This window comes from Cupriavidus sp. Met-2 (assembly GCF_049843575.1).
Classification (GTDB): Bacteria; Pseudomonadota; Gammaproteobacteria; order Burkholderiales; family Burkholderiaceae; genus Cupriavidus; species Cupriavidus metallidurans.
In genome coordinates, this window is the sequence record NZ_JBBHZL010000025.1 from 1 (window position 1) to 23,410 (window position 23,410).

Annotated in this window: 21 protein-coding genes; 12 read left to right on the forward strand and 9 right to left on the reverse strand. The window is 62.9% G+C overall.

The genetic code is table 11. From position 1 onward, the window contains the following. Positions 1–1,203, forward strand: a 1,203-nt coding sequence (locus WD006_RS28470; protein WP_029306640.1) for a tyrosine-type recombinase/integrase, incomplete at its 5' end; no start/stop codon positions are given. 157 nt (positions 1,204–1,360) lie between these two features. Here WD006_RS28470 and WD006_RS28475 read toward each other — a convergent pair. After that, positions 1,361–2,212: a DUF6884 domain-containing protein gene (locus tag WD006_RS28475; RefSeq protein WP_236734495.1), complete on the reverse strand. Its 852-nt coding sequence runs from the start codon at positions 2,210–2,212 to the stop codon at positions 1,361–1,363. A 35-nt stretch (positions 2,213–2,247) separates the two neighbouring features. On the opposite strand from WD006_RS28475, the gene WD006_RS28480 reads away from it, so the two are divergent. The 4 genes from WD006_RS28480 to WD006_RS28495 all read left to right on the forward strand — a co-directional run bounded on the left by WD006_RS28480 (position 2,248) and on the right by WD006_RS28495 (position 8,083). After that, a complete protein-coding gene (locus WD006_RS28480) occupies positions 2,248–3,123 on the forward strand; it encodes a DNA-binding protein (protein ID WP_008647960.1) in 876 nt (291 codons plus the stop codon). Positions 3,124–3,148: 25 nt separating this feature from the next. After that, positions 3,149–3,433 carry a hypothetical protein gene (locus tag WD006_RS28485; RefSeq protein ID WP_141192900.1) on the forward strand — a complete coding sequence of 95 codons (285 nt, stop codon included), beginning with the start codon at positions 3,149–3,151 and terminating at the stop codon, positions 3,431–3,433. A gap of 407 nt (positions 3,434–3,840) precedes the next feature. After that, positions 3,841–4,941, forward strand: coding sequence for an IS5-like element ISRme1 family transposase (locus tag WD006_RS28490; RefSeq protein ID WP_011515952.1), 1,101 nt, complete (start codon positions 3,841–3,843; stop codon positions 4,939–4,941). A gap of 208 nt (positions 4,942–5,149) precedes the next feature. Continuing rightward, positions 5,150–8,083 carry a Tn3 family transposase gene (locus WD006_RS28495; RefSeq protein ID WP_024570391.1) on the forward strand — a complete coding sequence of 978 codons (2,934 nt, stop codon included), beginning with the start codon at positions 5,150–5,152 and terminating at the stop codon, positions 8,081–8,083. Positions 8,084–8,220: 137 nt separating this feature from the next. Here the strand turns inward: WD006_RS28495 and WD006_RS28500 are convergent, their stop codons facing one another. From WD006_RS28500 to WD006_RS28530, 7 genes are all read right to left on the reverse strand, one after another. Beyond that, on the reverse strand, positions 8,221–9,276 hold the full coding sequence (locus WD006_RS28500) for a DMT family transporter (protein WP_024570392.1): 1,056 nt from the start codon (positions 9,274–9,276) through the stop codon (positions 8,221–8,223). A gap of 38 nt (positions 9,277–9,314) precedes the next feature. Beyond that, the gene (locus WD006_RS28505) at positions 9,315–12,545 is read right to left on the reverse strand and encodes a CusA/CzcA family heavy metal efflux RND transporter (RefSeq protein ID WP_024570393.1); all 3,231 of its coding nucleotides are present in this window, start codon (positions 12,543–12,545) and stop codon (positions 9,315–9,317) included. Beyond that, a complete protein-coding gene (czcB, locus tag WD006_RS28510) occupies positions 12,542–13,729 on the reverse strand; it encodes a CzcB/NccB family metal efflux transporter periplasmic adaptor subunit (RefSeq protein ID WP_024570394.1) in 1,188 nt (395 codons plus the stop codon). The genes WD006_RS28505 and czcB overlap by 4 nt, the downstream gene beginning before the upstream one ends. After that, entirely contained in the window at positions 13,726–14,982 is a 1,257-nt protein-coding gene (locus WD006_RS28515; RefSeq protein WP_024570395.1) for a TolC family protein, read from the reverse strand. The genes czcB and WD006_RS28515 overlap by 4 nt, the downstream gene beginning before the upstream one ends. 73 nt (positions 14,983–15,055) lie before the next feature. Next, positions 15,056–15,631 carry an RNA polymerase sigma factor gene (locus tag WD006_RS28520; RefSeq protein ID WP_017514986.1) on the reverse strand — a complete coding sequence of 192 codons (576 nt, stop codon included), beginning with the start codon at positions 15,629–15,631 and terminating at the stop codon, positions 15,056–15,058. After that, positions 15,628–16,074 carry a periplasmic heavy metal sensor gene (locus WD006_RS28525; RefSeq protein WP_375199154.1) on the reverse strand — a complete coding sequence of 149 codons (447 nt, stop codon included), beginning with the start codon at positions 16,072–16,074 and terminating at the stop codon, positions 15,628–15,630. Before WD006_RS28525 ends, WD006_RS28520 begins: the two co-directional genes overlap by 4 nt. Beyond that, positions 16,071–16,358 carry a CnrY/NccY family anti-sigma factor gene (locus WD006_RS28530; RefSeq protein WP_017514988.1) on the reverse strand — a complete coding sequence of 96 codons (288 nt, stop codon included), beginning with the start codon at positions 16,356–16,358 and terminating at the stop codon, positions 16,071–16,073. Before WD006_RS28530 ends, WD006_RS28525 begins: the two co-directional genes overlap by 4 nt. A 133-nt stretch (positions 16,359–16,491) precedes the next feature. Between WD006_RS28530 and WD006_RS28535 the strand changes: the two genes are divergently transcribed. From WD006_RS28535 to WD006_RS28560, 6 genes are read left to right on the forward strand one after another with little or no spacing between them, the layout of a single operon-like run. After that, on the forward strand, positions 16,492–17,466 hold the full coding sequence (locus tag WD006_RS28535; RefSeq protein WP_017514989.1) for a chromate resistance protein ChrB domain-containing protein: 975 nt from the start codon (positions 16,492–16,494) through the stop codon (positions 17,464–17,466). A 39-nt stretch (positions 17,467–17,505) separates the two neighbouring features. Next, positions 17,506–18,711 (forward strand): chromate transporter, encoded by a 1,206-nt coding sequence (locus WD006_RS28540; RefSeq protein WP_024570397.1) that lies wholly within the window; start codon positions 17,506–17,508, stop codon positions 18,709–18,711. Positions 18,712–18,729: 18 nt separating this feature from the next. After that, complete coding sequence (locus WD006_RS28545) at positions 18,730–19,323, forward strand: superoxide dismutase (protein ID WP_017515809.1); 594 nt, start codon at positions 18,730–18,732, stop codon at positions 19,321–19,323. A 17-nt stretch (positions 19,324–19,340) separates the two neighbouring features. Next, positions 19,341–19,679 (forward strand): rhodanese family chromate resistance protein ChrE, encoded by a 339-nt coding sequence (gene chrE, locus WD006_RS28550; protein ID WP_017515810.1) that lies wholly within the window; start codon positions 19,341–19,343, stop codon positions 19,677–19,679. Further along, positions 19,676–20,137, forward strand: a complete 462-nt coding sequence (locus WD006_RS28555; protein WP_024570398.1) for a chromate resistance protein ChrB domain-containing protein — start codon at positions 19,676–19,678, stop codon at positions 20,135–20,137. The genes chrE and WD006_RS28555 overlap by 4 nt, the downstream gene beginning before the upstream one ends. A 17-nt stretch (positions 20,138–20,154) precedes the next feature. Further along, entirely contained in the window at positions 20,155–20,781 is a 627-nt protein-coding gene (locus WD006_RS28560) for a hypothetical protein (protein WP_017515956.1), read from the forward strand. 254 nt (positions 20,782–21,035) lie between these two features. On the opposite strand, the gene WD006_RS28565 is transcribed toward WD006_RS28560, so the two are convergent. Further along, positions 21,036–21,248 (reverse strand): DNA-binding protein, encoded by a 213-nt coding sequence (locus WD006_RS28565; RefSeq protein WP_412093861.1) that lies wholly within the window; start codon positions 21,246–21,248, stop codon positions 21,036–21,038. A gap of 304 nt (positions 21,249–21,552) precedes the next feature. Here WD006_RS28565 and WD006_RS28570 point away from each other — a divergent pair, with 304 nt between their 5' ends. Beyond that, positions 21,553–23,226, forward strand: coding sequence for a site-specific integrase (locus tag WD006_RS28570; protein WP_029306638.1), 1,674 nt, complete (start codon positions 21,553–21,555; stop codon positions 23,224–23,226). The last annotated feature ends 184 nt before the right edge of the window (positions 23,227–23,410 follow it).

Sequence of the window (23,410 nt, forward strand, 5' to 3'; positions counted from 1 at the left end):
TTCTTTGCCGAACACCCACAGCTCACCGAGCGCGCCCGTGCGCTGATCGCCGTGACGGACCGCGGGGAAATCGTGCCGTGGGAGCAACTGCGCCTGCCCCACGAAGTCGACGGCTCGTCCGGAACTTTTCGTGCGCCGCGGCAAACCTGCACCCTCAATGCGGACAACGACTACGACGCGGTCCAGGCCTGGCTCGCGCTGCACGAGTCGCCTGCCACCCAGCGAGCCTATCGCAAGGAAGCCGAACGGCTGATCCTGTGGGCGATCGTCGAGCGCGAGCGGCCGCTGTCGTCGCTCACCACCGAGGACGCGATTGCCTATCGCACTTTCCTGCGCCGGCCGACCCCACACAAGCGCTGGGTGGGACCGCCGCGGCCACGCACCTCGCCCGAATGGCGGCCGTTTGCGCAGGGCCTGTCGGCCCGCTCGACGGCCTACGCCTTGTCGGTGCTCGGTGCCCTGTTCCGTTGGCTGATCCAGCAGCGGTACCTGCTGGCCAACCCCTTTGCGGGCATCAAGGTGCGCGGCAGCGCGCGGACAGCGCCGCTGGATACGTCGCACGCGTTCACCGAGGGGGAATGGATGCTGGTGCGCACGCTCGCCAACGGACTGGAATGGTCCTATGGGTGGGAGGCGCCGGCAGCCCAGCGCCTGCGGTTCTTGCTCGACTTCGGCTATGCGACCGGGTTGCGGGCCAGCGAACTCGTTTCTGCGAAGCTGGGTGACATCGAGACCGACGGGCAGGGCGACCATTGGCTCAATCTGGTAGGCAAGGGGGCCAAGGCGGGAAAGGTGGCACTACCGCCGTTGGCGCGCGTGGCACTCGACCACTATCTGGTGGAGCGCGGCCTGCCGGTCACGCCGGCGCGCTGGGACCCGCATACCCCGTTGATCGGCGGCCTGGGCCAGGAGTCGTCCAGCGGTATCACCGGCACGCGCCTGTGGGGCGTGTTGCGACGATTCTTCCTGCAAGCAGCGGAGCTGATTCAGGACGACCACCCGGCTGCCGCCGAAAAGCTGCGGCAGGCCAGTCCCCACTGGATGCGGCACACCCATGCCACCCATGCGCTGGCGCGCGGCGCGGAATTGACGACGGTGCGGGACAACCTGCGGCACGCGTCGATCTCAACCACCTCGATCTACCTGCACGGCGACGAGGTGAAACGTGCGCGCCAAATCGGGGCAGCGTTCTCCGCTCCCTAGCGACATTGGGTGTGGCTGCGCGCGGGCAGCGAGTTCTTGTTTATATCTGAAGGATGCAGTTCGACTTCCTTCTATATAACCCAAATGCTTATGATAGCGGTTTGGCTTTATCTTGGCCTGACCCGTAGAAGCAGCGCGCGCTGATTGTCAGCATCGCTCATAACGGCTCCCGCAGATCCGCGACGCTCACCCATCGCGTGCTCAGTCTCGGGCGGCCGCGCGTCTCGCACTCGACCTCCACTTCGGCTGTGGGTCCGCTTGGCCCTGCGAAGAGAGACATCACCCGCGCCTTGCACGCAGGTAACTGCGGTGCGGCACGGTAGACCAGGCGCGTCGTGGCGCCCACCTCGATCCAACCATGTCTGCGGAAAATCGGTGTGCCATTGGGGAAGGCGCCAATTGGCTCAGCAAGAGCAGGGGCCTGGCGATCAAGAAAATCGGCAAGCTGGGAGCGTTGGTAGCCGATCCCTCCACTGACTTCGCCGATGGGAAGCTCCGGCGTGCCAACCACGCCAATCGCGGCGCGCATCACACGCCGGTAGTGTTGTCCGCCCGCCAGAAACACCCTGCTGGCTCGGCTGGGCCAGGCCACTTGGACCACGCACTGGTGCAGCCGCTCAAGAATCTCGTCAGCCCGCACAGACGTCATCCACTGGTCGTAGGGATCCAGCGCCTCGTCGGGTGCGACGAATCCATGCTTGGCCGACAAGATCACCACGAGCGGCGCAGCGCTGCATTGAACGTGAGCACGGTAGGTCTGGTACATCACGCCTTGGTAGAGCTGCAGGGCAGGGGCGCGGACCGCGGCTTTTTTCCCGGAGCAGGCGAGGACCAGAAGCGGCGGAGCCGACGCGTCGAATTGAACGGTGGTGTTACGCGGAAAGAGGTCGAACTGGATTGCGGGCATCGTTGCTGTATGGCGGAAATTGTTCTTCCAGCTTACGGCCGGCGGCCCGAAGTCAAGAGCACGCGAAATCTCCTTGTGGCCATAACGCTCATAACATAACATTCGTAACATAACGAAACGTAACGAACGGAGTTCTTATGGTACGGGAAGCGTCTATCACCCAGGAACAGGTGAATGCTGCGGCGAACGCTCTGCGTGCCGCCGGCAGCAAACAGCCATCGGTTCGCGACGTGCGCAAAGAGTTGGGGGACATCGGGTCTCAGGCAACCGTGCTGCGTATGCTGAATGTGTGGAAAGGGAACCAGGTGAAGGTTCCCGAAGCGCCGCTTGCACTGCCAGCGCCATTGCAGCGCGTCCTCGCCGACCATCTCGCACAGCTCGTTGCCGAAGGCAAGGTTGAGTTATCTGCGGAGTTAGCAGAGCAGCAGCAGCTCAATACGGATCTCGGCATGGAGAACGAGCGCCTCCTCGGCCAAGTCGAGGCTTTGCAGGTGGAATTGGCTGCCTGTCAGTCTGAGCGGGATTCGTTAGCGGGCCGTGCGGAGCAGCAGGGTGCTGACCTTCAGGTTGCCCGTGCTGAAGCGGAGCAGGAGCGTACCGCGGCCGCGAGTGTCAGGACGGACCTGGCCAAGGCACTGTTGCGGCTGGAAGCCCTTCCGCGGCTCGAAGATGACTTGAATGCAGCGCGCGCCACGGTTGAGAAGGAACGCGCCGATCGAGTTACAGCGGAACAGGCTTCAGCGGTTGCGACCGCCCGGCTGGAGGGCGAGAAGAAGGCGCGAGAGCGCGTCGAGCTAGAGCTTCATGCAGTTTCAGCGCGGGAGGAGCAAGCCAACGCTCAGGTGAAGGAACTCACCGCCCAGTTGGTCGACGGTCGCCTCGTGCGCGCCCGAAATGAGCGAGAGCCGCGCAAGCCAGTAGACTTGCGACGCGGGGGAGCGCTGGAGCGTAAGTCGCGGGCTAGCCATCAAAGCGCCGCGCCCGGCAAGCAATCGCCCTCGGACAATAGTTAGGCATATCTCGACGATGGAGGCGGCTGTGCAACGAATCAACGAAGGAGTGCCTTGCGCGCTGTGTCACATGCCGGCGGAGCGCCGGGCGTTGCATCAGAGTACCGACGGCTATCTCTACGACTGCCCGGCGTGCGGGGGTCGCTACAGCATCGGCATTACGGCGGCAAAGCGCGCAGCCAACGGCGAAGCACCAATTGGCTTGCTCGCGGATCTCCGGCACCGTATTGCCAACGGCGAACTGCCGCGGGTCGAATATACGGCGGGCGAATGGCAACCCCTAAAGCCAGTGGGGCACCAAGCAGAACCGTAGGCTAACGTTCCTGGCGGGGCAGACATGGGCCGCAACTACATTCTCGAACGTACCATCGCCGATCCAACGGGTGCGAGCAGCCGAAAAGGCAGCCCGCAAGCTGGCCAGCGCAAAGCGCCTCCGGTCCGAGCGGGTGGCCACGGCTGCCTACGTGGAACGCGCCCGATGGTGCGCAAACGGTTGTGGCAAACCTGTCGCCACAGGCGATGACGGCTGGATCCCCTGTTGCTCGGAAGTGTGTCACCGCGAGTGGGCGGCCGCCGTATCGGCCCAGTTCGACGCCCAAGAGGCGCGACGCGCCCGACGAAAGAGTTGAGCCTTAACAGGCTGCTGAAATACCGGCAGCGAACGTCAGCGCGACGACTTGCTGAATCGTTAATCTGAGGACTCCATACAATCCCACGTTCATGCGCGGCGCTGACACCTTCACCGAAAGTTTGTTCACCATGCGGCGGCTGGAAGATTTCGTGCCGAAGTCCCACCCCCTGCGCGCGATCCGCACCATGGCGAACCAGGCGCTGGCGAAGATGGATCGGCTGTTCGCGCAAATGTACGAGGCCGATATCAAGGGTGGCCGGCCCAGCATCGCGCCGGAGAAGTTGCTGCGGGCCATGCTGCTGCAGGTGCTCTACAGCGTCCGGTCGGAGCGCCAGCTCATGGAACAGACGCACTACAACTTGCTGTTTCGCTGGTTCATTGGCCTGGCGATGGATGATGTGGTCTGGGTGCCCAGCGTCTTCAGCAAGAACCGGGAACGGCTGATCAAGCACGATGCTGTGATCGACTTCTTCAACGAAGTGCTGGCCATCGCGCAGAAGAAGGACTGGCTGTCGGGCGAGCACTTCAGCGTCGACGGCACGTTGATTAAGGCGTGGGCTGGCCACAAGAGCTTTGTACGCAAGGATGGCGACGACCAAGACGATAACGACGGTGCTGACTTCAAGGGTGAAAAGCGCAGCAACGAGACGCACGAGTCCAAAACCGATCCCGATGCCAAGCTGTACCGCAAGGGCAAAACCGCCAGTGAACTGCGTTACATGGGTCATACCCTGAGCGACAACCGCCACGGCCTGGTGGTGAGCGCCATGGTGACCAATGCGGACGGACACGCCGAGCGCGAGGCCGCGAAGGTCATGCTCAACGATGCCAGGCAGGTGATTGAGGACCTGAATGTGGAAGTCACCGTGGGTGCGGACAAGGGCTACGACGCGCACGAGTTCATTCAAGCCTGCCTGGAGTTGAAGGTGACGCCGCACGTCGCACAAAACACCTCTGGCCGCCGCTCGGCCGTTCCCGACGCCATTGCAGGCACCAAGGGTTATGCCATCTCACAGCAGAAGCGCAAGCTGATTGAACAAGGCTTTGGATGGGCCAAGACCGTTGGGCGCATGCGCCAGGTGATGGTGCGCGGACTAAAGAAGGTCGATCAAATGTTTGTGCTGAGCATGGCCGCCTACAACCTCGTGCGCATGCGTTCGCTGGGACAAATCCGTCCGCAGTTGCAGTAATCGCGGCAATGAGGCCGGAAACGGTCGCCAAATCAACGAAAAAGTCGGTGAAGGGGTAATCGTACTTTTCGTGCTAAATCTGGCGCTTTCCCTGAAAGCCGTTACTGGCAGGGCTTGTCGGTCGACTCCCGCGACCGTCGGCAGACTCTGAGAGATCTCGCGGTAACATAGCTGCCCACGCACCGCGCCGCCGCAAGGAGGTAGGGAAATGCCAGGCATGGAATTTCGCTATGTGGGAATCGACCGCTTGCCCGCCAAAATGTCGGAGTTCGACGTGGAGCGGTACTTTGCGCTCACCGACAGCGACATGGCGGAAGTGAATGAGCGGTTTCGACGAGACTGGCGCGCCGGCGCGGCAATCCAGCTGGTCTTTCTTCGGGCGAGCGGCCATACGCTGGACCATGTCGGCACCCTGCCGCGTCAGTTGCTGCGTTACATCGGTGAGCGCCTTGGCGTGCCGACGCCAACCATCGCGTCGCTGCGGACCATGTATCACCGCTACAAGACGCTCTATGACCACCAAGTCTGGGCCTGCGACTATCTCGGGCTGACACGGATTGGGCCAGACCATTGGGCAGGGCTTGGGGCGTGGATGCGCCAGGATGCAAAAGAATCTCTGACGCCCGAGGACCTGCTACAGCACGCGCGCTCCTGGCTATACGAGCGGCGGATCCTGATCCCGGCCGAGCGAGCGTTGCGCGATCTCGGCCGCTCGATCTGGGCGGAAATCGAGCGAGCTGTGGTAGCCATGATCGAGGCTACCATCCCGGAATCTCAACTTGCGCGTGCGGACGCGGTTCTGTCGACCCGTCACGAAACGTCGGGAGTGACCGTTCTTGAGTGGCTGAAGACCCCGCCAGCACGTCACAGCCCGACAACCATTGCCGAAACGCTCGAGAAAATACGATTCCTGAAGGAACTCGGAGCGCATACCTGGCAACTGGACGCGGTGCCTATGGAGAAGCAGCGGGCCTGGGCCAAGCGCATCGAGGCGCGCCGCCCCGTTAAGATCAGAGAACTGAAGGCGTCGACGCGCACGCTGGAACTGGTTTTCTTCCTTCGAGTGACCTTACTGGAATTGACAGACTCCCTGCTTTATCAGACAGGGCGACGGGTCTCCGATCTGGTCCGACAGGCCTACGAAAAGACCACGACCAAGCAGGCCCGCTCTGCCGCGGATTACCGCCAGCGCCTGCTAGCGATCAAGATGCTCGTCGGCGAGGCCGAACGTTCGGCCGAGGAGCGGCTCGCGGAGATCGGCAAGCTGCTGGGGGATTTACCTAGCAAGCCCGCCATGAGCCATGCAGCCAGTGTGCGCGAGACACTGACTGAGGACAATCAGCGGATCCGAGCTCTACTCACATCGCTGCGGGAACTGGATTTTGCCGGCCGGGAAGCGGAACCCAGCCTGCGCCAATTGGCGCTCGTTACCAAATTGCACGATAGCGGTGCGAGTGAGCTACCCCGCGGCAGTGAGGTGCCAGCCAGCGGCAGTTGGCATGACCTTATCGAGAATGACGATCGCAAACGTGCACTGCATGCGTTGGAAGCCTCGGCAATCACCGGCCTGCGCAAAGGCCTGCGACGTGGCTCCGTGTGGATTCATCACAGTCTATCTTTCCGGGAACGGGATCAACTGCTGATTCCATCGACGCAATGGGAAAACGAACGCGACCGACATCTGTCGTCGCTGGCATTGCCATCGACGGCCAATGCGTTTATCGACCGCCTGTCGGAGCACCTCAAGGTGAATCTTGCGGCCTTGGATGAGGCGCGCGAGGCCGGCCGGGTCACGATCGGCTCAGACGGTACGCTGCACCTGTCGGCATTGGAGGCGCTGCCCACGGATGGTCTGCCTCGCAAGACACGCGACATGCTCTTCAAGGCCATCGGTACAGCCCAGTTCGCGGATCTGATCATGGAGATGGACGCCCGCACCGGCTTCAGCGCAGTCCTCCTGGCCCGAAGAGCGCGTGACGCGAACGAACTCGTGGCGTTGTACGGCGCGCTGATCGCACACGGCACTGAGATCGATGCCAAGGCTGTCGCAGCGATGATTCCCCAGCTGGACGCGGCGCACATTTCAACACTGATGCGCGCGTTGGAGATGCCAGGCCGACTGGCACGTGCCAATGATCGGGTAATTGAGTTCCAGCGGACTCACACGATCACCGAACTATGGGGAGACGGACAACGAGCCTCGAGCGACTCCATGAGCCTCGACACCTCACCCCACCTTTTCTATGCCCGCGCCGATCCCCGGCGGCGCACCCACGCGGTCGGAATCTATACGCACGTGCTGGACCAGCACGGAATTGTGTACAACCAGCCGATCGTGCTCAACGAGCGACAAGCTGGCGTCGCGATCGAAGGCGTCGTGCGCCACAATGACACGCGCGACGACGGTGGCTTGCTTCGACTTTCCGTCGACACGCATGGATATACGAGCGTCGGCATGGCGGTTGCGAAGCTGCTTGGATTCGATCTGTGCCCGCGTCTGCGCAATCTGGCCGAGCGCAAGCTCTACTTGCCGCGGCGATTGGCCGCCCCGGACAAGCTGACACCGGTCGTCGCCCATGAAATCTCTCTCAAGGCTATTCGTGATGGCTGGGACGGCTTGCTGCGGCTGGTGGCATCTATCAAGTCCGGACGCGTCAGCGCCGTGGTTGCCCTTCAGCGCTTCGGCAGTGCCGCACAGGGTGATGCCGTCTATCGTGCCGCCGATCAGCTCGGCAAGCTGCTGCGGACGCTGTTCCTATGCGACTATTTTGGCAATCCAGAATTCCGGCGGGAGTTGCATACCCTGCTCAATCGCGGAGAGTCAGTCCATCAGCTCCAGCGTGCGGTCTACACCGGCAAGGTCGCGCCAGAACGGGGCCGTCGGCGTGACGAGATGATCGCGATCTCGGGCTCACTGACCCTGCTCACCAATCTGGTGATTGCGTGGAACACGCAGCGCATGCAGGTGACAGTGGATGCCTGGCGCCAGAAGGGGCAGAGGATCGATGATGACTGGCTACGGAGAATGGGGCCAGCGCACTTCGGACATATCAACTTCCGGGGCACGCTGCGTTTCCCGCTCCATCTGTATCAGGAGATGTTGCTGGACGCCGCACACGGGCAGCGCGCGACAGGTTCATGAGGAACGCACCATGGAATCTGTACTGAGAAAGCCTCCTCGTCTTGCACTACCGAAACTTGAGCTTCCTTTAGCTCAAGGTAGAGAAAGTGGTCGGAGGACCCTCAAGCGATTTTCAACAGTGCGGAGGCAGTGCCACGCTAATGCGAATGACGATGATGCACGTCCGGATAATGCGGATGCTTGTGTACCATCACCTCGTGCGCGTGCCAGTGTCTGTGGGGCTCCTTGCCATCCCATGGGAAGTCGTGCTCATGCTGATGATGCTCGTCGTGTCGATGCGAGTGGCTGTGCGCCAGTGGCTCATGGGTATGCTCGTGCTCGTGCCGCTCGCGCAGGTGCAACCACACGCCCAATGCCATCAGCGCCGCGGCAAGCCAGAAAGCCAAGCCTGGCACTTCAGGCCAGATCACAAATGAGATCAGGACTCCAAACAATGGTGCGACCGAGAAATACGCACCGGTTCGCGCAGTGCCCAACAGACGCAGCGCCACCACAAACAAGGCGAGACTCACACCGTATCCGGCGAATCCGACGACCAGCGCACCTGTCGCGGTACTGAGCGGTGGAAACACAGCCCCATGCATCAGGGCGAGCGTCGTGTTGCATAGTCCAGCGACAACACCCTTCAGGCAGGCGACGAGTAGCGCGTCATTGCTGGAGACCTTGCGGGTCAGGTTGTTGTCAACCGCCCAGCACAGGCAAGCGCCGACGATAAGCAGCGCGCCAGTCGACATCTGCAGGCTGCCCGGCTGCCAGGAAAGCAGCAAGCCGCCGGCCACGATCGCGATCATCCCCAGAACAATCTGTCGGTCGGCGTTCTCCTTGAACACCACCCAGGCGATGACGGCCGTGAACACACCCTCCACGTTCAGCAGCAGGGATGCCGACGCGGCGTTGGTCGAGACGAGGCCAGTCATTAGCAACGCTGGCCCCGCCACGCCGCCCGCAAGGATTGCGCCAATTAGCCACGGCACCTCTGCTCGCGGAATGCCACCATGATCATTTCCCGGATCAGGCTTCGCCCAGATTCTTCGGATCGCGAGCACAAGGGCCAAGCCGAAGCCGCTGCCCAGATATAGCAGCCCGGCCAGCAAGAGCGGGGCAACTGAACCGGTCAGCGCCTTGGCCAGCGGCGTGCTTGCACCGAATAGCAGAGCGGCCAGTAATGCCGGAGATGCGGTACGAATGGACATGGCGGATCAGGGGATGGGGCTAAAGTGGACTCGCGAACTCACATTTCTAGCACGGCTTGCGCTTCCGGCCGGCCGGCGGCCCGGCGCTTCAGCACCATGCCGCAAAGTGCCGGCAGCACAAACAATGTCAGCACGGTTGCGGTGATGAGTCCACCGATGACGACGGTGGCCAGCGGCTTCTGGACTTCCGCACCGGTGCCGGTGGCAATGGCCATCGGAACAAAACCGAGCGATGCCACTGCGGCAGTCATCAGCACCGGCCGGACCCGTTCCATGGCACCGTCGATCACCGCACTGTGCGGTGTCATGCCATCTTCAAGCCGCTTCCGGATAGCTGAAATCAGTACCAGTCCGTTCAGCACAGCCACACCCGACACCGCAATGAAACCGACGGCCGCCGAGATCGAGAACGGGATGCCGCGCAGGAGCAGTGCGAACACGCCGCCAGCCAGCGCCAGGGGCACTGCCGTCAGTACGGTCGCCGTCAGTGCGGCGCTGCCGATCGCCATGTACAGTGTCGCGGCGATCAGGATGAAGCACAGCGGTACGATGATGGCCAGGCGCTTGGTTGCCGCCTGCAGATTCTGGAATTGGCCGCCCCACTCGATATACATGCCTGGCGGTAGCTTGACTTCCTTGGCGATGCGATCCGCGGCATCGTCCACGAAGCTGCCCAGATCGCGGCTGCCCACATTGGTTTCCACGTACACACGACGCTTGCCATTGTCGCGGCTGACTTCATTGAGACCCTGCGTGAACCGGAACTGCACGAGTTGGCGTAGCGGTACCGAGGCACGAGGCTGACCGTCAACCGCTGGCAGCATGACCGGAAGCGCGCCGAGGACGTCGAGGTTCCCACGCTGCTCGCCCGGCAGGCGAACCACGATGTCGAAACGGCGATCGCCATCGAAGATCTGCCCGGATTGCCGACCCGCCATAGCCGCGGACACCGTATCAGCCACTTCCTTGACCGTCAGGCCATAGCGGGCGATTGCGGCGCGATCGAAGACGATGTCGAAGGTCGGGAAACCGCTGGTTAGTGGCACGCGAACGTCGGTGGCTCCCGGGGTTTTTCTCAGCACGCCCGCGATGCGCTGAGCCGTGGCCGCCAGTTCGTCCAGGTTTTCGCCATAGACCTTCACGGCGACGTCGCTACGCACGCCGCCGATCAGTTCGTTGAACCGCATCTCGATCGGCTGCGTCACATCATAGTTATTGCCGACCATCGGCGCGGTCTTCTCGCGAATGCGCTCGATAACCTGTTCCTTGCTCGTGACCCCCTCCGGCCACTCGTCCTTCGGTTTCAGGATGATGTAGTTGTCCGAAGCGTTCGGCGGCATCGGGTCGGCCGCCAGGCTGGCCGTGCCCGCCTTCGAATACACCGTTTGGACTTCCGGCAGCGACAGCACAGCGCGTTCAAGTGGCAGATCGATGGCGACCGACTGGTCGATCGACGTCGACGGAATACGCACCGACGACAGGTTCAAGTTCTGCTCGTCGAGCGTCGGCATGAATTCGCGTCCGACAAACGTGAAGGCCGCCGCCGCGATCGCCAGCGTCGCAACACCGGTGCCAATGAACGGCATTGGGCGCGCCACGGCAAGCTCAAGCCACGGCCGGTAGCGCTGCTTGGTTGCCGCGATGATGCGCACCTCCTTCTCAGCCACCTTCTTGCGCAGCAGCACTGCCACCATGGCGGGCACGAAGGTCAGCGACAGCACAAAGGCCGACGCGAGTGCCAGCATCAGCGTAATCACCATCGGGGAGAACATCTTGCCTTCCACTCCCTGGAAGGTCAGGCATGGCAGGAAGACCATGAAGATCACGAGCTGGCCGTAGACCGTCGGACGGACCATTTCGCGGGAGGACTGGATAACTTCTTCCAGCCGCTCATTGAGTGTCAGCACACGCCCCTCGTGGTGCTGCCGCTCAGCCAGCCTCCTGAGCGAGTTCTCCACGATGATGACCGCCCCGTCAATGATCAGGCCGAAGTCCAACGCCCCCAGGCTCATCAGGTTGCCGGAAATATTGAGCTGATTCATGCCGATCGCGCTGACCAGCATGGACAGCGGAATGACCAGGGCGGCAATGGCCGCCGCACGCCAGTTGCCCAGCAGGGCGAACAGGATTGCCACCACCAGCAGCGCTCCTTCCACCAGGTTCTTCGCCACCGTTTCGATGGTCGCAATCACCAGTTGGGAGCGATTGAGAGTAGGAACGATCAGCACGCCTGGCGGCAGCGTCTTCGAGATCTGGTCCAGTTTGTCGCCCACGGCTTGCGCCACGGTGCGGCTGTTGGCCCCAACGAGCATCAGCGCGCTGCCCACCACGGTTTCGTTGCCATTGCGGCTGGCGGCACCGGACCGCAGTTCTCCGCCAATCTTGACCGCTGCGACGTGTCCCACCGTGATCGGCACACCCTGTCGTTGGGCAATCACAGCCCGGGATATTTCGTCGGCCGATTTGATCCGGGCATCGGCGCGCACCAGGTATGACTCTCCGGAGCGCCGGATAAAGTTCGCGCCGACTGACAGATTGGCATCCTCAAGTGCCTGCGCAAGCTCGCCATAGGAAATGCCGTAGGCTGCCAATTTGGCGGTGTCAGGCTCGACGACAAACTGCTTGACGTAACCGCCGAGTGAATCGACGTCGGCCACGCCAGGCGTCGTGCGCAACTGCGGCCGGATGATCCAATCCTGCACCGTGCGCAGATAGGCGAGCCTTGAGACGCGATCATCGAGACGCTCGCCACGCTCGGTCAGAAAGCTGCCGTCGCTCTGCCAGCCCGGCTCGCTGTCCTTGATGGGGGCGCCGGTGCCGTCCGGATACTGGTACTCGACGCTGTAGTGAAAGACCTCACCCAGCCCCGTCGATACCGGTCCCATCTGCGGCTCGACATTTCCCGGCAGGTTCGGACGCGCCTGGGCCAGCCGTTCGGTTACCTGCTGGCGCATGAAGTACAGGTTCGCGCTCTCTTTGAAGATCACGGTCACCTGGCTGAAGCCGTTACGCGACATCGAGCGCGTGCTCTCGACACCGTTCAGACCGGAAATAGCCGTCTCGATCGGATACGTGACGCGCTTTTCCACTTCCACCGGGCTCATCGTCGGCACCACGGTGTTGATCTGGACCTGCTTGTTCGTGATGTCAGGCGTGACATCGATCGGCAGCAGGTTGAGTTGCCAGGCGCCAATGATCGCGACGATTGCCGTGAGGAACAGAACCAGCCAGCGATAGCGGACCGAGCCGCTGAGGATACGCTCGATCATTCCTCGTCCCCGCCGCCCTTGTTCATTTCCGCCTTGACCAGGAAGGCATTGCGGGTGGCCACCTGTTCGCCGGGCTGTACACCGGAGAGGATTTGCGCCGAACCACCGCTACGGGTACCCACCAGCACGGGACGTGGACGGAAGCCTTCCTGCGTGCGGACGAAGAGGACGTCGCGGCCGTCGAGGTTCTGCACCGCGTCTTCCGGCACAGAAAGGGAAGCGGCATCGCTCGCCGCCGTGCGCAGGCGCACCTGGACGCCTTCGCCCACCACGAGCCGATCAGTCGGCTGCGCCGGCACCACGACCACCGTCGCGGCACGCGCGCTACCTGTCACAGTCGGCGTGACCGCCTGCACGCGCGCCGGCAGCGGCGAGCCGTTGGCCAGCACAATGGTGGCGTCGCTACCGGTGGCAATGCGGTTCGTATCGGCGGCGGTCACGGCGGCCTCCACCTGCACGGCACCGGTGCCGGCCACGCGGAAGAGTTCCGCCTGGGGGGCCACGAAAGCGCCCAGCGTGACGGACTGGGCCGTGATCTTGCCCGCAATCGGGCTGACGACGGCCACCGAGCGCCCGTCGCTGGCCAGATGCGCGGACTGGGCCACCGTGGCAGCGCGCTGCGCTTCGGCCTGCGCAACTTCGAGCGCGGATTTCGCTGCTTCCATTTCCTGACGGGGCGTGACGCCCTGCTGGAATAAGCTTGCCTCGCGCTCGTAGGTCTTGCGCGCGAGATCGGCCTTCGCCTGCGCGACCTTGCGCTCGGCAGCCATGGCGGCTGCATCGGGGCTATCGACCACGGCCAGCACATCACCCGCCCGCACGGAATCGCCAAGCCGGCGCTGAATACGCTGCACGGCGCCGGCGGCGCGCGACACGATAACCGCCTCGCTGCCGAGCACTGCTGCCACCGTGGCCGGCGCCAGGATTTCCGCGCCGACTGCTGCGCTCGCTACCGGCTCCACCGCGATGTTGGCGGCCGCAAGGTAGGCGGCCGGAATTTTGACCTCTTGTGGGCCAGCTTTTTCCGCCGTGACTCCCGGCTTCTTCGCTTCTGCAGCCTGTGACGATGCGGGCAACTTCTCCGGCCCAGACAGTCTCGCCGCGCCGAAACCCACCGCCGCCGCCACTGCGGCCACCCCAGCTACCATTGGCCAGTTCACAGACCGACGCTCGTTCTTCATCATCGTGATTCCTCAAATGCCAGACGGCCGTCTGCCTGAGCCAGCGCCGCCAAGGCGCGCACGCGCGCCAGGCGCGCGTCAATCGTCAGTTGCCGGGCTTCGATCAGTGCACGTCGCACGACCAGCAGTTCCATCAGCGGCGTCTTGCCTGATTCATAACCAATGCGCCCCATGCGATAGGCTTCCGTAGCCGCCTGTTCTCCCTCGCTAGCCGCGGCGAGTTGCTTTTCCGTCGTGGCCACTTGGGAGATGGCGGACTGGCGTACGGCATTCGCCTCAAGCCGAATGCTGTCGAGCCGCGCCTGCGCAGCCGCGACGCGTTCGACGGCAGCGTTGATGCCATTGCGGTTCTGGTCAAACAACGGAAGGGAAGCCGTCACGCCCACCACGTAGCCACTGGCATTGGTCCAGCCATAGCGGCGTACCCCCGCGCTGACGCCGACATCGGGGATCCAGCGCTTTCTTTCGACGTCCACCTGGGCGTCCAATGCATTGCGTTCGGCTTCGGCAGCGCGCACCGAGGGGGACTCGCCAAGCGCGGTGGGAGCATTCAGGATGGCCGGCTGGGCCGTCAGCAAGGAACTCGTGACCGCCGTATAGGGCTCCGAGGCGCCAGACAGCGCGGACAACCTTGCCAATGCTTGCGTGGCGTCGTTGGTGGCTGCCGCCTCGGCAGCCTGCGCCGCCGACACACTGGCTCTTGCCTGCGCGCTGCGCAAACTGGCCTCTTTCCCGGAATCGACGAGGGCACGCGCCGCCGCCAGCTCCTCATTGGCGCGTGCCAGATTTTCGGTCGCCAGCGCCTGGCGCCCCAGCATCGCTTCTGCGGTTGCGTAGACCACAGCGAGTTCCGCGGCATAGGCCACCTGAGCCTGCCGCTCTCGCGCCTGTGCTGCGGCGAAGTTGCGTTCTCCGACCTCGATGCGCGCGCCCCGCTTGCCCCCAATTTCAAAAGGCTGCGTGATCGAATAGGTATTCTGGCGCTGGCTTACGCCTTCGCTTGCCGGGGCGCCCAAGTTCTCCAGCACGGTATCGATCCGCGGGTTGAGCCAGGCACGGGACTGAGCGGCGTCGGCGCCGGCGGCGCGAACATTGGCCGCCTGCGCGACCATTGCCGGGGCAAGTGCCAGTGACTGCTGCAACAGGTTCTGATAGGGAGGCGCCTCGGCGGCATGGCTCAATGCGGCAGGCAGGCACCACAACGCCACGCTGAGGTAGCGAGGCCGGCAAAGCAACGAAAAAATCACCTGTTTCATCGAAGAGAGAAGGTTGACTACTATTCCTCTCTATACGAATCCAGGTGGTGCTTCCCCTCGTCGGATTGGGTCTTTATTTTTGGGAGCCCGCCTCGAGTACGGCGGCAAGTTTGGCCCGCGCACGCGCAATGCGCCCCTCGATGGCTTTCACGCTCATGCCAAGCACGGCTGCTGCTTCCGGCTGGGACATTCCCACGATTGCCGTCAATACAATCGCTTCGCGCGAGCCCTTGTCCAGCTTGTCCAGGGTCTTGACTACGCGTGCCAGGTCCCGGCGCGCTGCCACGTGCTGTTCCGGGCCCGGCTCATCGTGTGCGACCCCGCCGGCCAGTTCCATGTCGCCAAGGTCCTCAGCGCCGAAAAGGAATTGTCTGACGCGCCGGAAGCGATACAGGTCCCGCATCTTGTTGAGTCCAATGCGGAAAAGCCACGCGCGAAACGGCCTGTCTCGATCAAAATCATCCAGCGCGTGCCATGCGGCGACAAAGGTGTCCTGTACGACGTCGTCAACGTCGGTCTCGGGAATACCAAAGCTGCGCGCAGCCTGAGCCAGCGCGATGCCATGCCGTTCCACAAGCTGACCGAACGCGCGCTGGTTGCCTTCGGCCGCCTGGCGGGCGAGCAATTTGTCCGCGTCGTCGGGATTCACTGCGATCCACGGCGAAGCGCATCGACAAGGACGCGGTCGTAGGCAGGCCGATGCTCGGGCTTGAGACCGGCACGCATCTCGAGCACATGGACCAGCGTGGCGCGCTGCAGGTCGCCGGCGGCGCGCTCGACCTCCTGGGTTGCGGCCTCGACCTCGGGCGACCAGTTTGGATTTCTGGCGATGGCGTTCGCCAGCTTTCCGTTCGCCGCCCGCAACCGCATCTCGATCTCCCGACGGCGCTGGGCAAATGCCTCTTCTTTCAGTTCGAGAATTTCGCGCTCGTTGGCGTCGAGCGGCACGGCTTCGTGCAGCATTTCATGCAAGTCGGTGTGCCGTTCATGCGAGGAACGCGTGACATAGACACCTGCAATCGCCACGGAAATGCCGACTAGCGCGCCAACCAGCGTGGAAATGGACAGGCGTCGGGTTCGCGGCGTCATCATTCGCCGATCAGCAGGCCGAACGGCGATGCGGCAGACGGCGTTGCCACCCAGGTCGGTCCAGTCCTGACCACCAGGCTCGTGGCCACTCGGTCCATTGCCGCGTACGCCACCAGCGCCGCCACAGCGGCACAGAGGACGGCTCGCCACACATCGTGGCGCGCGACAAGGACTTCTTGCGTCGGTTCTGCCGCGATCCGCCTCTGAATTTCCGCGATGTCCGTTTCGGAAGACGCCTTTCGTATGATCCTTGAGGCGCTATTTAGCCATTCGTCGATGTCAGCCATTGCTGATCTCCAAGCTGTTGACCTAGCTAATACGGCGCTAAGCGGCAGACACCCTCGCATCCGTATCGAATATTTGAATTGTAGAGATCTCTACAACATTGAAGAGGCGACTACGGCCAGCTACGCTTGGCGCATGAATCCTCTCCCATCCAGCCCCCAAGCCACCTGGCTGCTGCTGATCGTCAGCCTGCCGACATCGGCTGCGACCCCGCGTATGCGACTGTGGCGCGGCATCAAGTCGCTCGGCGGCGCGTCGTTGCGGGACGGCGCTTACCTTCTGCCCGACCAGCCGGGATTGCGCGGCCAGCTCGAAAAGCTCGCTGCCGACGCGACCAGCGAAGACGGCAAGGTTTGGATCCTCTCGGTCCACACGAACGATGCGCGAGAGGATGCCGAGTATCGCGCATTGTTCGACCGGTCGGCCGAATACGCGGCCTGGGCGGCCGAACTCTCCGGTGCGCGCGCAACGTTGGGCGACACGGACGAAGCGGAATTGCTGCGCCTCGTGCGCCGCCACGGCCGGGGATTCGACGCGATTCGCCATATCGACTTCTTCCCCAACGACGCTTCGGCCCGGGCCGAAGCGCAATGGCGCGACTTCAACGCGGCCGTTGACATTCTCCTGTCGCCGGGCGAACCACATGGGGTAGCCGGCAGCATCCCACGACGTGATCCCACCCAGTATCAGGGGCGGCACTGGGCGACACGCCGGCACCTCTGGGTGGACCGCGTCGCCTGTGCCTGGCTGATCCGGCGCTTCATCGATCCCCACGCCACCTTCCTCTGGCTCGCCGACATGCACGAATGCCCGGACGACGCGTTGGGATTCGACTTCGATGGCGCGACGTTCACGCATATCGGCGACCGCGTTTCCTTTGAAGTGTTGCTCGCCAGCTTTGGGCTCGACGAGGACAAGGGGCTGGCGCGCCTTGGCCAGATGATTCATGTACTCGACATCGGCGGCATGCCCGTCGCGGAAGCGAGCGGCTTTGAAGCCGTGCTGACCGGTGCCCGTGAGCGGCTGTCCGACGATGATGCCCTGCTGGACGAGATGAGCCATGTCCTCGATTCGCTCCATCTGCACTTCTCCAGTAGCCGCAAGCGCTAATCCAAATTCGCCAATCAATTTCACACCTCAAGACTAACGATGAACTCGCCCCAACCAGCCGATACCGCATCGGACCAGTCAACCCATAAGCGCCCCGGCTACACGCTACGGCAACTGGTGCTTTACTTCCTGCGACTCGGCACCTTCGGCTTTGGTGGCCCGGTGGCCCTGGCCGGCTACATGCACCGTGATCTGGTGGACGCGCGCCAGTGGATCACCGACGCCGACTACAAGGAAGGCATCGCGCTGGCACAACTGGCGCCAGGGCCCATGGCGGCCCAACTGGCGATCTACCTTGGCTATGTGCATTACCGCATCCTGGGCGCGACGCTCGTCGGCATCGCCTTTGTGTTGCCCTCTTTCCTGATGGTGTTGGCACTCGGCTGGGCATACACGCGCTTCGGTGGACTGACGTGGATGCAGTCCGTGTTCTACGGGGTGGGTGCCGCCGTCATCGGCATCATTGCGATCAGTGCCTACAAGCTGACCAAGAAGAGTGTTGGTAAGGACAAACTGCTGTGGTGCATCTACCTGGTGCTCGCAGCAGTGACGGTCATCACCGAATCGGAGGTGGCTTGGCTATTTCTGGCGGCTGGCGTTCTGGTCTGGTTCTGGCGTGCACCGCCCAAATGGTTCCGCCAAGGCAAGCTCAATGCGATGGCGGCAGCACCGTTGCCGGCGGCAAGTGGTCTGCTAAGTACCGTGGACTGGCCACTGCTCTCGCAGATCGGGGTGTTCTTCGCCAAGGCCGGTGCGTTCGTCTTCGGCTCGGGGCTCGCCATCGTGCCGTTCCTGTATGGCGGCGTGGTGACCGAACACCACTGGTTGAACGACAAGCAGTTTGTGGACGCCGTGGCCGTGGCCATGATTACGCCTGGCCCGGTAGTCATCACCGTCGGCTTCATCGGCTATCTGGTCGCAGGACTGCCGGGGGCCTGCATGGCAGCGGCGGCAACGTTCCTGCCCTGCTACCTGTTCACGATCCTACCGGCACCGTACTTCAAGAAATACGGGAAGCTGCCCGCCATCCTGGCGTTCGTGGATGGTGTCACGGCAGCCGCCATCGGCGCGATCACGGGCGCGGTCATCGTGCTGGCCAAGCGCTCGATCATCGATATCCCCACGGTGTTGCTGGCACTGGTCACCGTTGCACTGCTGCTGAAGTTCAAGAAACTGTCCGAGCCCATGATTGTTGCAGGTGCCGCCGCGATCGGCCTGCTCGCCTATCCGCTGCTGCACCACTGAATCGCCACAGGAGACACGATGACTTACCAGATGAAGCCGCTCTCATGCGATCCGGCGGGGTTGCCAGGCCTGTCCGAGAAACTAATCTTCAGCCACTACGAGAACAACTACGGTGGCGCAGTCAAGCGACTGAATGCCATTACGGCGGAGCTTGTCGCATTGGATGTCGCGACCGCACCTGTGTTCGTACTCAATGGGCTGAAACGTGAGGAACTCATCGCCACGAATTCGATGATCTTGCACGAGGTGTACTTCGACAGCCTTGGCGATGGCGGGCCGCTGGAAGGCAACCTGAAAGCCGCTATCGAGCGCGATTTTGGCTCGGTCTCGCGCTGGCAGGCCGAATTCACGGCAATGGGCAAGGCGCTTGGCGGTGGCTCGGGCTGGGTGTTGCTCACCTATTCGCCGCGCGACGGGCGGCTCGTCAACCAGTGGGCGTCGGATCACGCCCATACGCTCGCAGGCGCCACACCCATCCTGGCGCTCGACATGTATGAGCACTCCTACCACATGGATTACGGCGCCAAGGCGGCCGCGTATGTCGATGCGTTCCTGCCGAACATCAGTTGGCAACGCGTGGCAACCCGCTTTGCTGCCACAGCTCAGCAATAACCGACGCAGGATTGCCCATGCCGAATGCTACCACCTCCCGTGAACTCGCCGCGGCTTTGCAAGCCCTCGACTCACCGCAATTGATCGACGTCAGACGCAAGGCAGCGTTCGATGCGAGTGACCAAATTATCACGGGGGCCATCTGGCGCAACCCCGATGACCTTGGCCACTGGATTTCCACTCTCGACGCAAACCGCCCGGTCATCGTCTATTGCGTTCGCGGCCACCAAGTTGGCCAAGACTGCGCAGCGCTGCTGGAAGCCGCTGGCTTTGATGCGTCGTATCTGGTCGGCGGTCTCGAAGAATGGGCCGCCGGTAGTCATCCCACGGTTAGCAAACCACGGACTGCGCCATGAAATGGATCACGCGTGAACGCCCCAAGATCGATCGCATCGCCTGCCCGTGGCTGATCGCACGCTTCATCGACGAGACGCCGGACTTCCTGTACGTGCCGGCCGCAGACGTCGTGCGCATCGCCAACGAATCCGGTGCCATTCCTTATGACATCCCTGGTGTTGAGCTGACGCATGTGGGCGAGCTTTGCAGCTTCGATGCGTTTCTTGATAGGTACAAGCTCGGCGGTGATCCGGCCCTGCAGCAACTGGCCGGCATTGTGCGCGGCGCGGATACATCACGGTTGGACCTGACACCGCAGTCGAGCGGACTCTATGCGATTTCACTGGGGCTGTCTCACGTCTTCACCGACGACCATGAAATGCTTGAACGCGGCATGGTGATGTACGACGCGCTGTATGCATGGTGTCAGAGTTGCCAGGCGGAAACGCATCAGTGGCCACCAAAAATGCCTGCGTGAACGCACCGGGGGGCCGGATGAAGCGGATCTTACTCACTCCACTACTTTTACTGATGACCCTGCCCACATTGGGGGAGACCGTCATGTTCAGTCAAGACAAGCAAGGGGCGTTGCCCGCAGGGTGGCTGGCTGGCGTCACCGGACGTGGCCAGCCGAAATGGACCATTGAGGCCGACCCGACCGCGCCAAATGGGGCCAATGTGCTCAAGCAGTCTGGCTCCGGCGATTTTCCGTGGTGCGTGAAGCAGGACGCCTCTATTACTGACGGGTATGTCGAGGTGAAGTTCAAGCCGATCGCTGGTCGGGATGATCAGGCCGGTGGGGTGGTTTGGCGCTGGAAGGACGGTAACCAGTACTACGTCGCGAGAGCAAACGCATTGGAGAACAACGTCTCTCTGTATTACACGATCGGCGGACGCAGGCACACGATCAAGTATCAGGAAACACCAGTCGCCGCCCGGGTCTGGCACACATTGCGCGTGGAATTCGCCGGGAGTCATATCCAGGTTTCCCTGGACGGCAAACGACAGATTGACGTAACGGACGAGCACATCAGTGGCGCCGGCGCAGTTGGCGTCTGGACGAAGGCGGACAGCGTGACTGTGTTCGATGCCTTCTCGTTCAGCGCCGCCGTATCGAAGTAGCGCAAAAAATGGGAACAAGCATGATCACCCGGGTACTGGCATGGAAGGAAACTCGCGGTACGCGATTGCAATTGGGACGCTTTTTACCGGCTGCGACAGCTTCTGAATTTCGATCCTGTGTCGCGATATGCGTCGGTGTCGCCATTGGTTGCTTCACCACAACGGCATTGGACGGCCGCTTCCACTCAACAAGTGGTCGTTGACATGCTGTGTGATCAGCGGCGGTAACGGGTCGGGTACGGCCCTCCGCCAAGCTATACCTTTTGCTCTGCGCGGAAATGCTCGATCGACTGCCCCGCATTGACCGCGCGCTGCAACCAATCCGGCAGGTCGCCCACGCCATTCCAGGCGTGGCCAGCGGCGTCCCGAAATTTGATGACGCCTGAGGCAGAGCCTCCGGCTACGCCGGGCGCCGCGAAACAGCCTGCCGCCAGGAGTTGCTCATAGCTCAGCCCGAGCCGGGCCATCTGTGACTTGATCCACAGGACTGCGTCGGCGCGCTCGCGCAAGGATTGGGCCCCAGGATAGGCGATTGGCATGGCGGGGGAAGATAACGGCGGGCAGTCTGCTCGGCCCCGCCCACGGTTCGTGACGGGCGTTGTAGCCCACAGCCGATTCTAGCCCATGCCCGCCGACCCTCCCCCCAATGCCGCCTCGCGCGCCCCAGGGACAGGTGTGCCCATGCCTCGGCAACGTTTCGAATCATGGGTACAGAGATAAGAGTTATTATCTCTGTACCAATATCTTGGTACGTAACTTGCTCCACACAAAATGCCCCGACGCCTAACTGTTCCCGATGGCCTGCCCGACCCCGCCGCTCTTGCCACGCTGCGCGCCTGGTACGAGGGCGCTTCCTCGCGTGAGTCGGCCGACCGCTACCTGCGTGATCGGATTGGCGATGGCCAATCGGCAAGAGGCATCATCGGAGCGATCCGGCGCCAACTCGTTCAGTATGCCCGGCAGCGCCAGCGCCCCGACCTGGCGGAAGTCTTCGTGTGCTCTGCCACCGAGCGCGTGGGCTACGCCCGGGCAGCTGCGGCGGCCATCGAGCAACTGCGTGTAACCCCCGCGCCTTCGCCACAGATCAGCGATGCCGTGGCACAGTGGCTGCCAGCGCGCGCCGTACGCGCGCTGCAGGCCGCTGGCATCAACACTCTGGCCGACCTAACCGTTCGAATCCCCCGCCGGCGACAGTGGTGGACCGCCGTGCCGGGGCTCGGAGTCACCAGCGCCCGCCAGATCGAGGCATTCTTTGCCGCACACCCGGTGCTAACCGAACGTGCCCGCGCTTTGATCGTCGCCGACCGACGGTCCATCGTGACGCCGTGGGAACACCTGCGGCTGCCCCACGAGGTCGACGGCTCCGCCGGCGCCTTCCGCGCTCCGCTGTCGACCTGCATTCTGGGTGTGGACAATGATTACGAGGCCATCCAGGCTTGGCTGGCCCTGCACGAATCGCCGGCCACGCAGCGCGCCTACCGCAAGGAAGCCGAACGGCTGATCCTGTGGGCCATCGTAGCGCGAGGGAAGGCCCTTTCATCCTTGACGACCAAGGATGCGACCGACTATCGGGCATTTTTGCGCAGACCCACGCCGCGCGAGCGCTGGGTCGGACCACCACGGCCACGCACGTCGCCGGACTGGCGCCCGTTTGTCGATAACCTCTCGGCGCGCTCGGTCGCACATGCGCTGGCCGTACTCAGCGCCTTGTTCCGCTGGCTGGTGGAACAACGCTATGTGCTTGCCAACCCATTTGCGGGTATCAAGGTGCGCGGCAGCCAGCGTGCCATGGCCGTGGAAACCACGCACGCGTTCACCGAAGGCGAATGGCTGCTGGTACGGACCATCGCCAACGGCCTCGAGTGGTCGTACGGCTGGCAAGCTGCGGCCGCACAACGGCTTCGCTTCCTGCTGGATTTCGGATACGCGACCGGGCTGCGGATCAGCGAACTGGCCAATGCCGCGTTGCGTCACCTCGACGCCGACGCCTTGGGCGATCACTGGCTGCACCTGGTCGGCAAAGGTGGCAAGCCCGCTAGGGTCGCATTGACGCCCTTGGCGCGGGCAGCGCTGGAACGCTACCTGCTGGAGCGCGAGCTCCCTGTCAGCCGCGCTCGCTGGAACCCCACTACGCCCTTAATCGGTAGCCTGGATGGTGGTGAAACCGGCATCACGCCCCTGCGCCTGTGGGAAGTCATGCGCCGATTCTTCAGGCTCGCAGCGGACATCATCGAAGGCGATCATCCAGCGTTGGCAGAGAAGCTCCGCCGGGCGACACCACACTGGATGCGGCACACCCACGCGACCCACGCGCTGGCCAAGGGTGTCGAACTGAGCGCTGTGCGCGACAACCTGCGCCACGCCTCAATTTCGACCACGTCCATCTACTTACATACCGATGATGTCAAGCGGGCCCGGCAGTTCGGCGAGGCATTCGCTGCCTGAAACCATTTTTTAAGCACGTGCCGTGAGTACGGGGCGCGAGGAGATAGCAGCGCTGGCCTGAAATGCGCCAGATTTTGCACCGGAAGGAACAGCAACCGGGAAATGCGCTGCCGCACAAGGCATTGATCTATAAGAGAAATTCAAACCAAACCGCCAGATTTAGCACCAAAAGTACGATCACCCC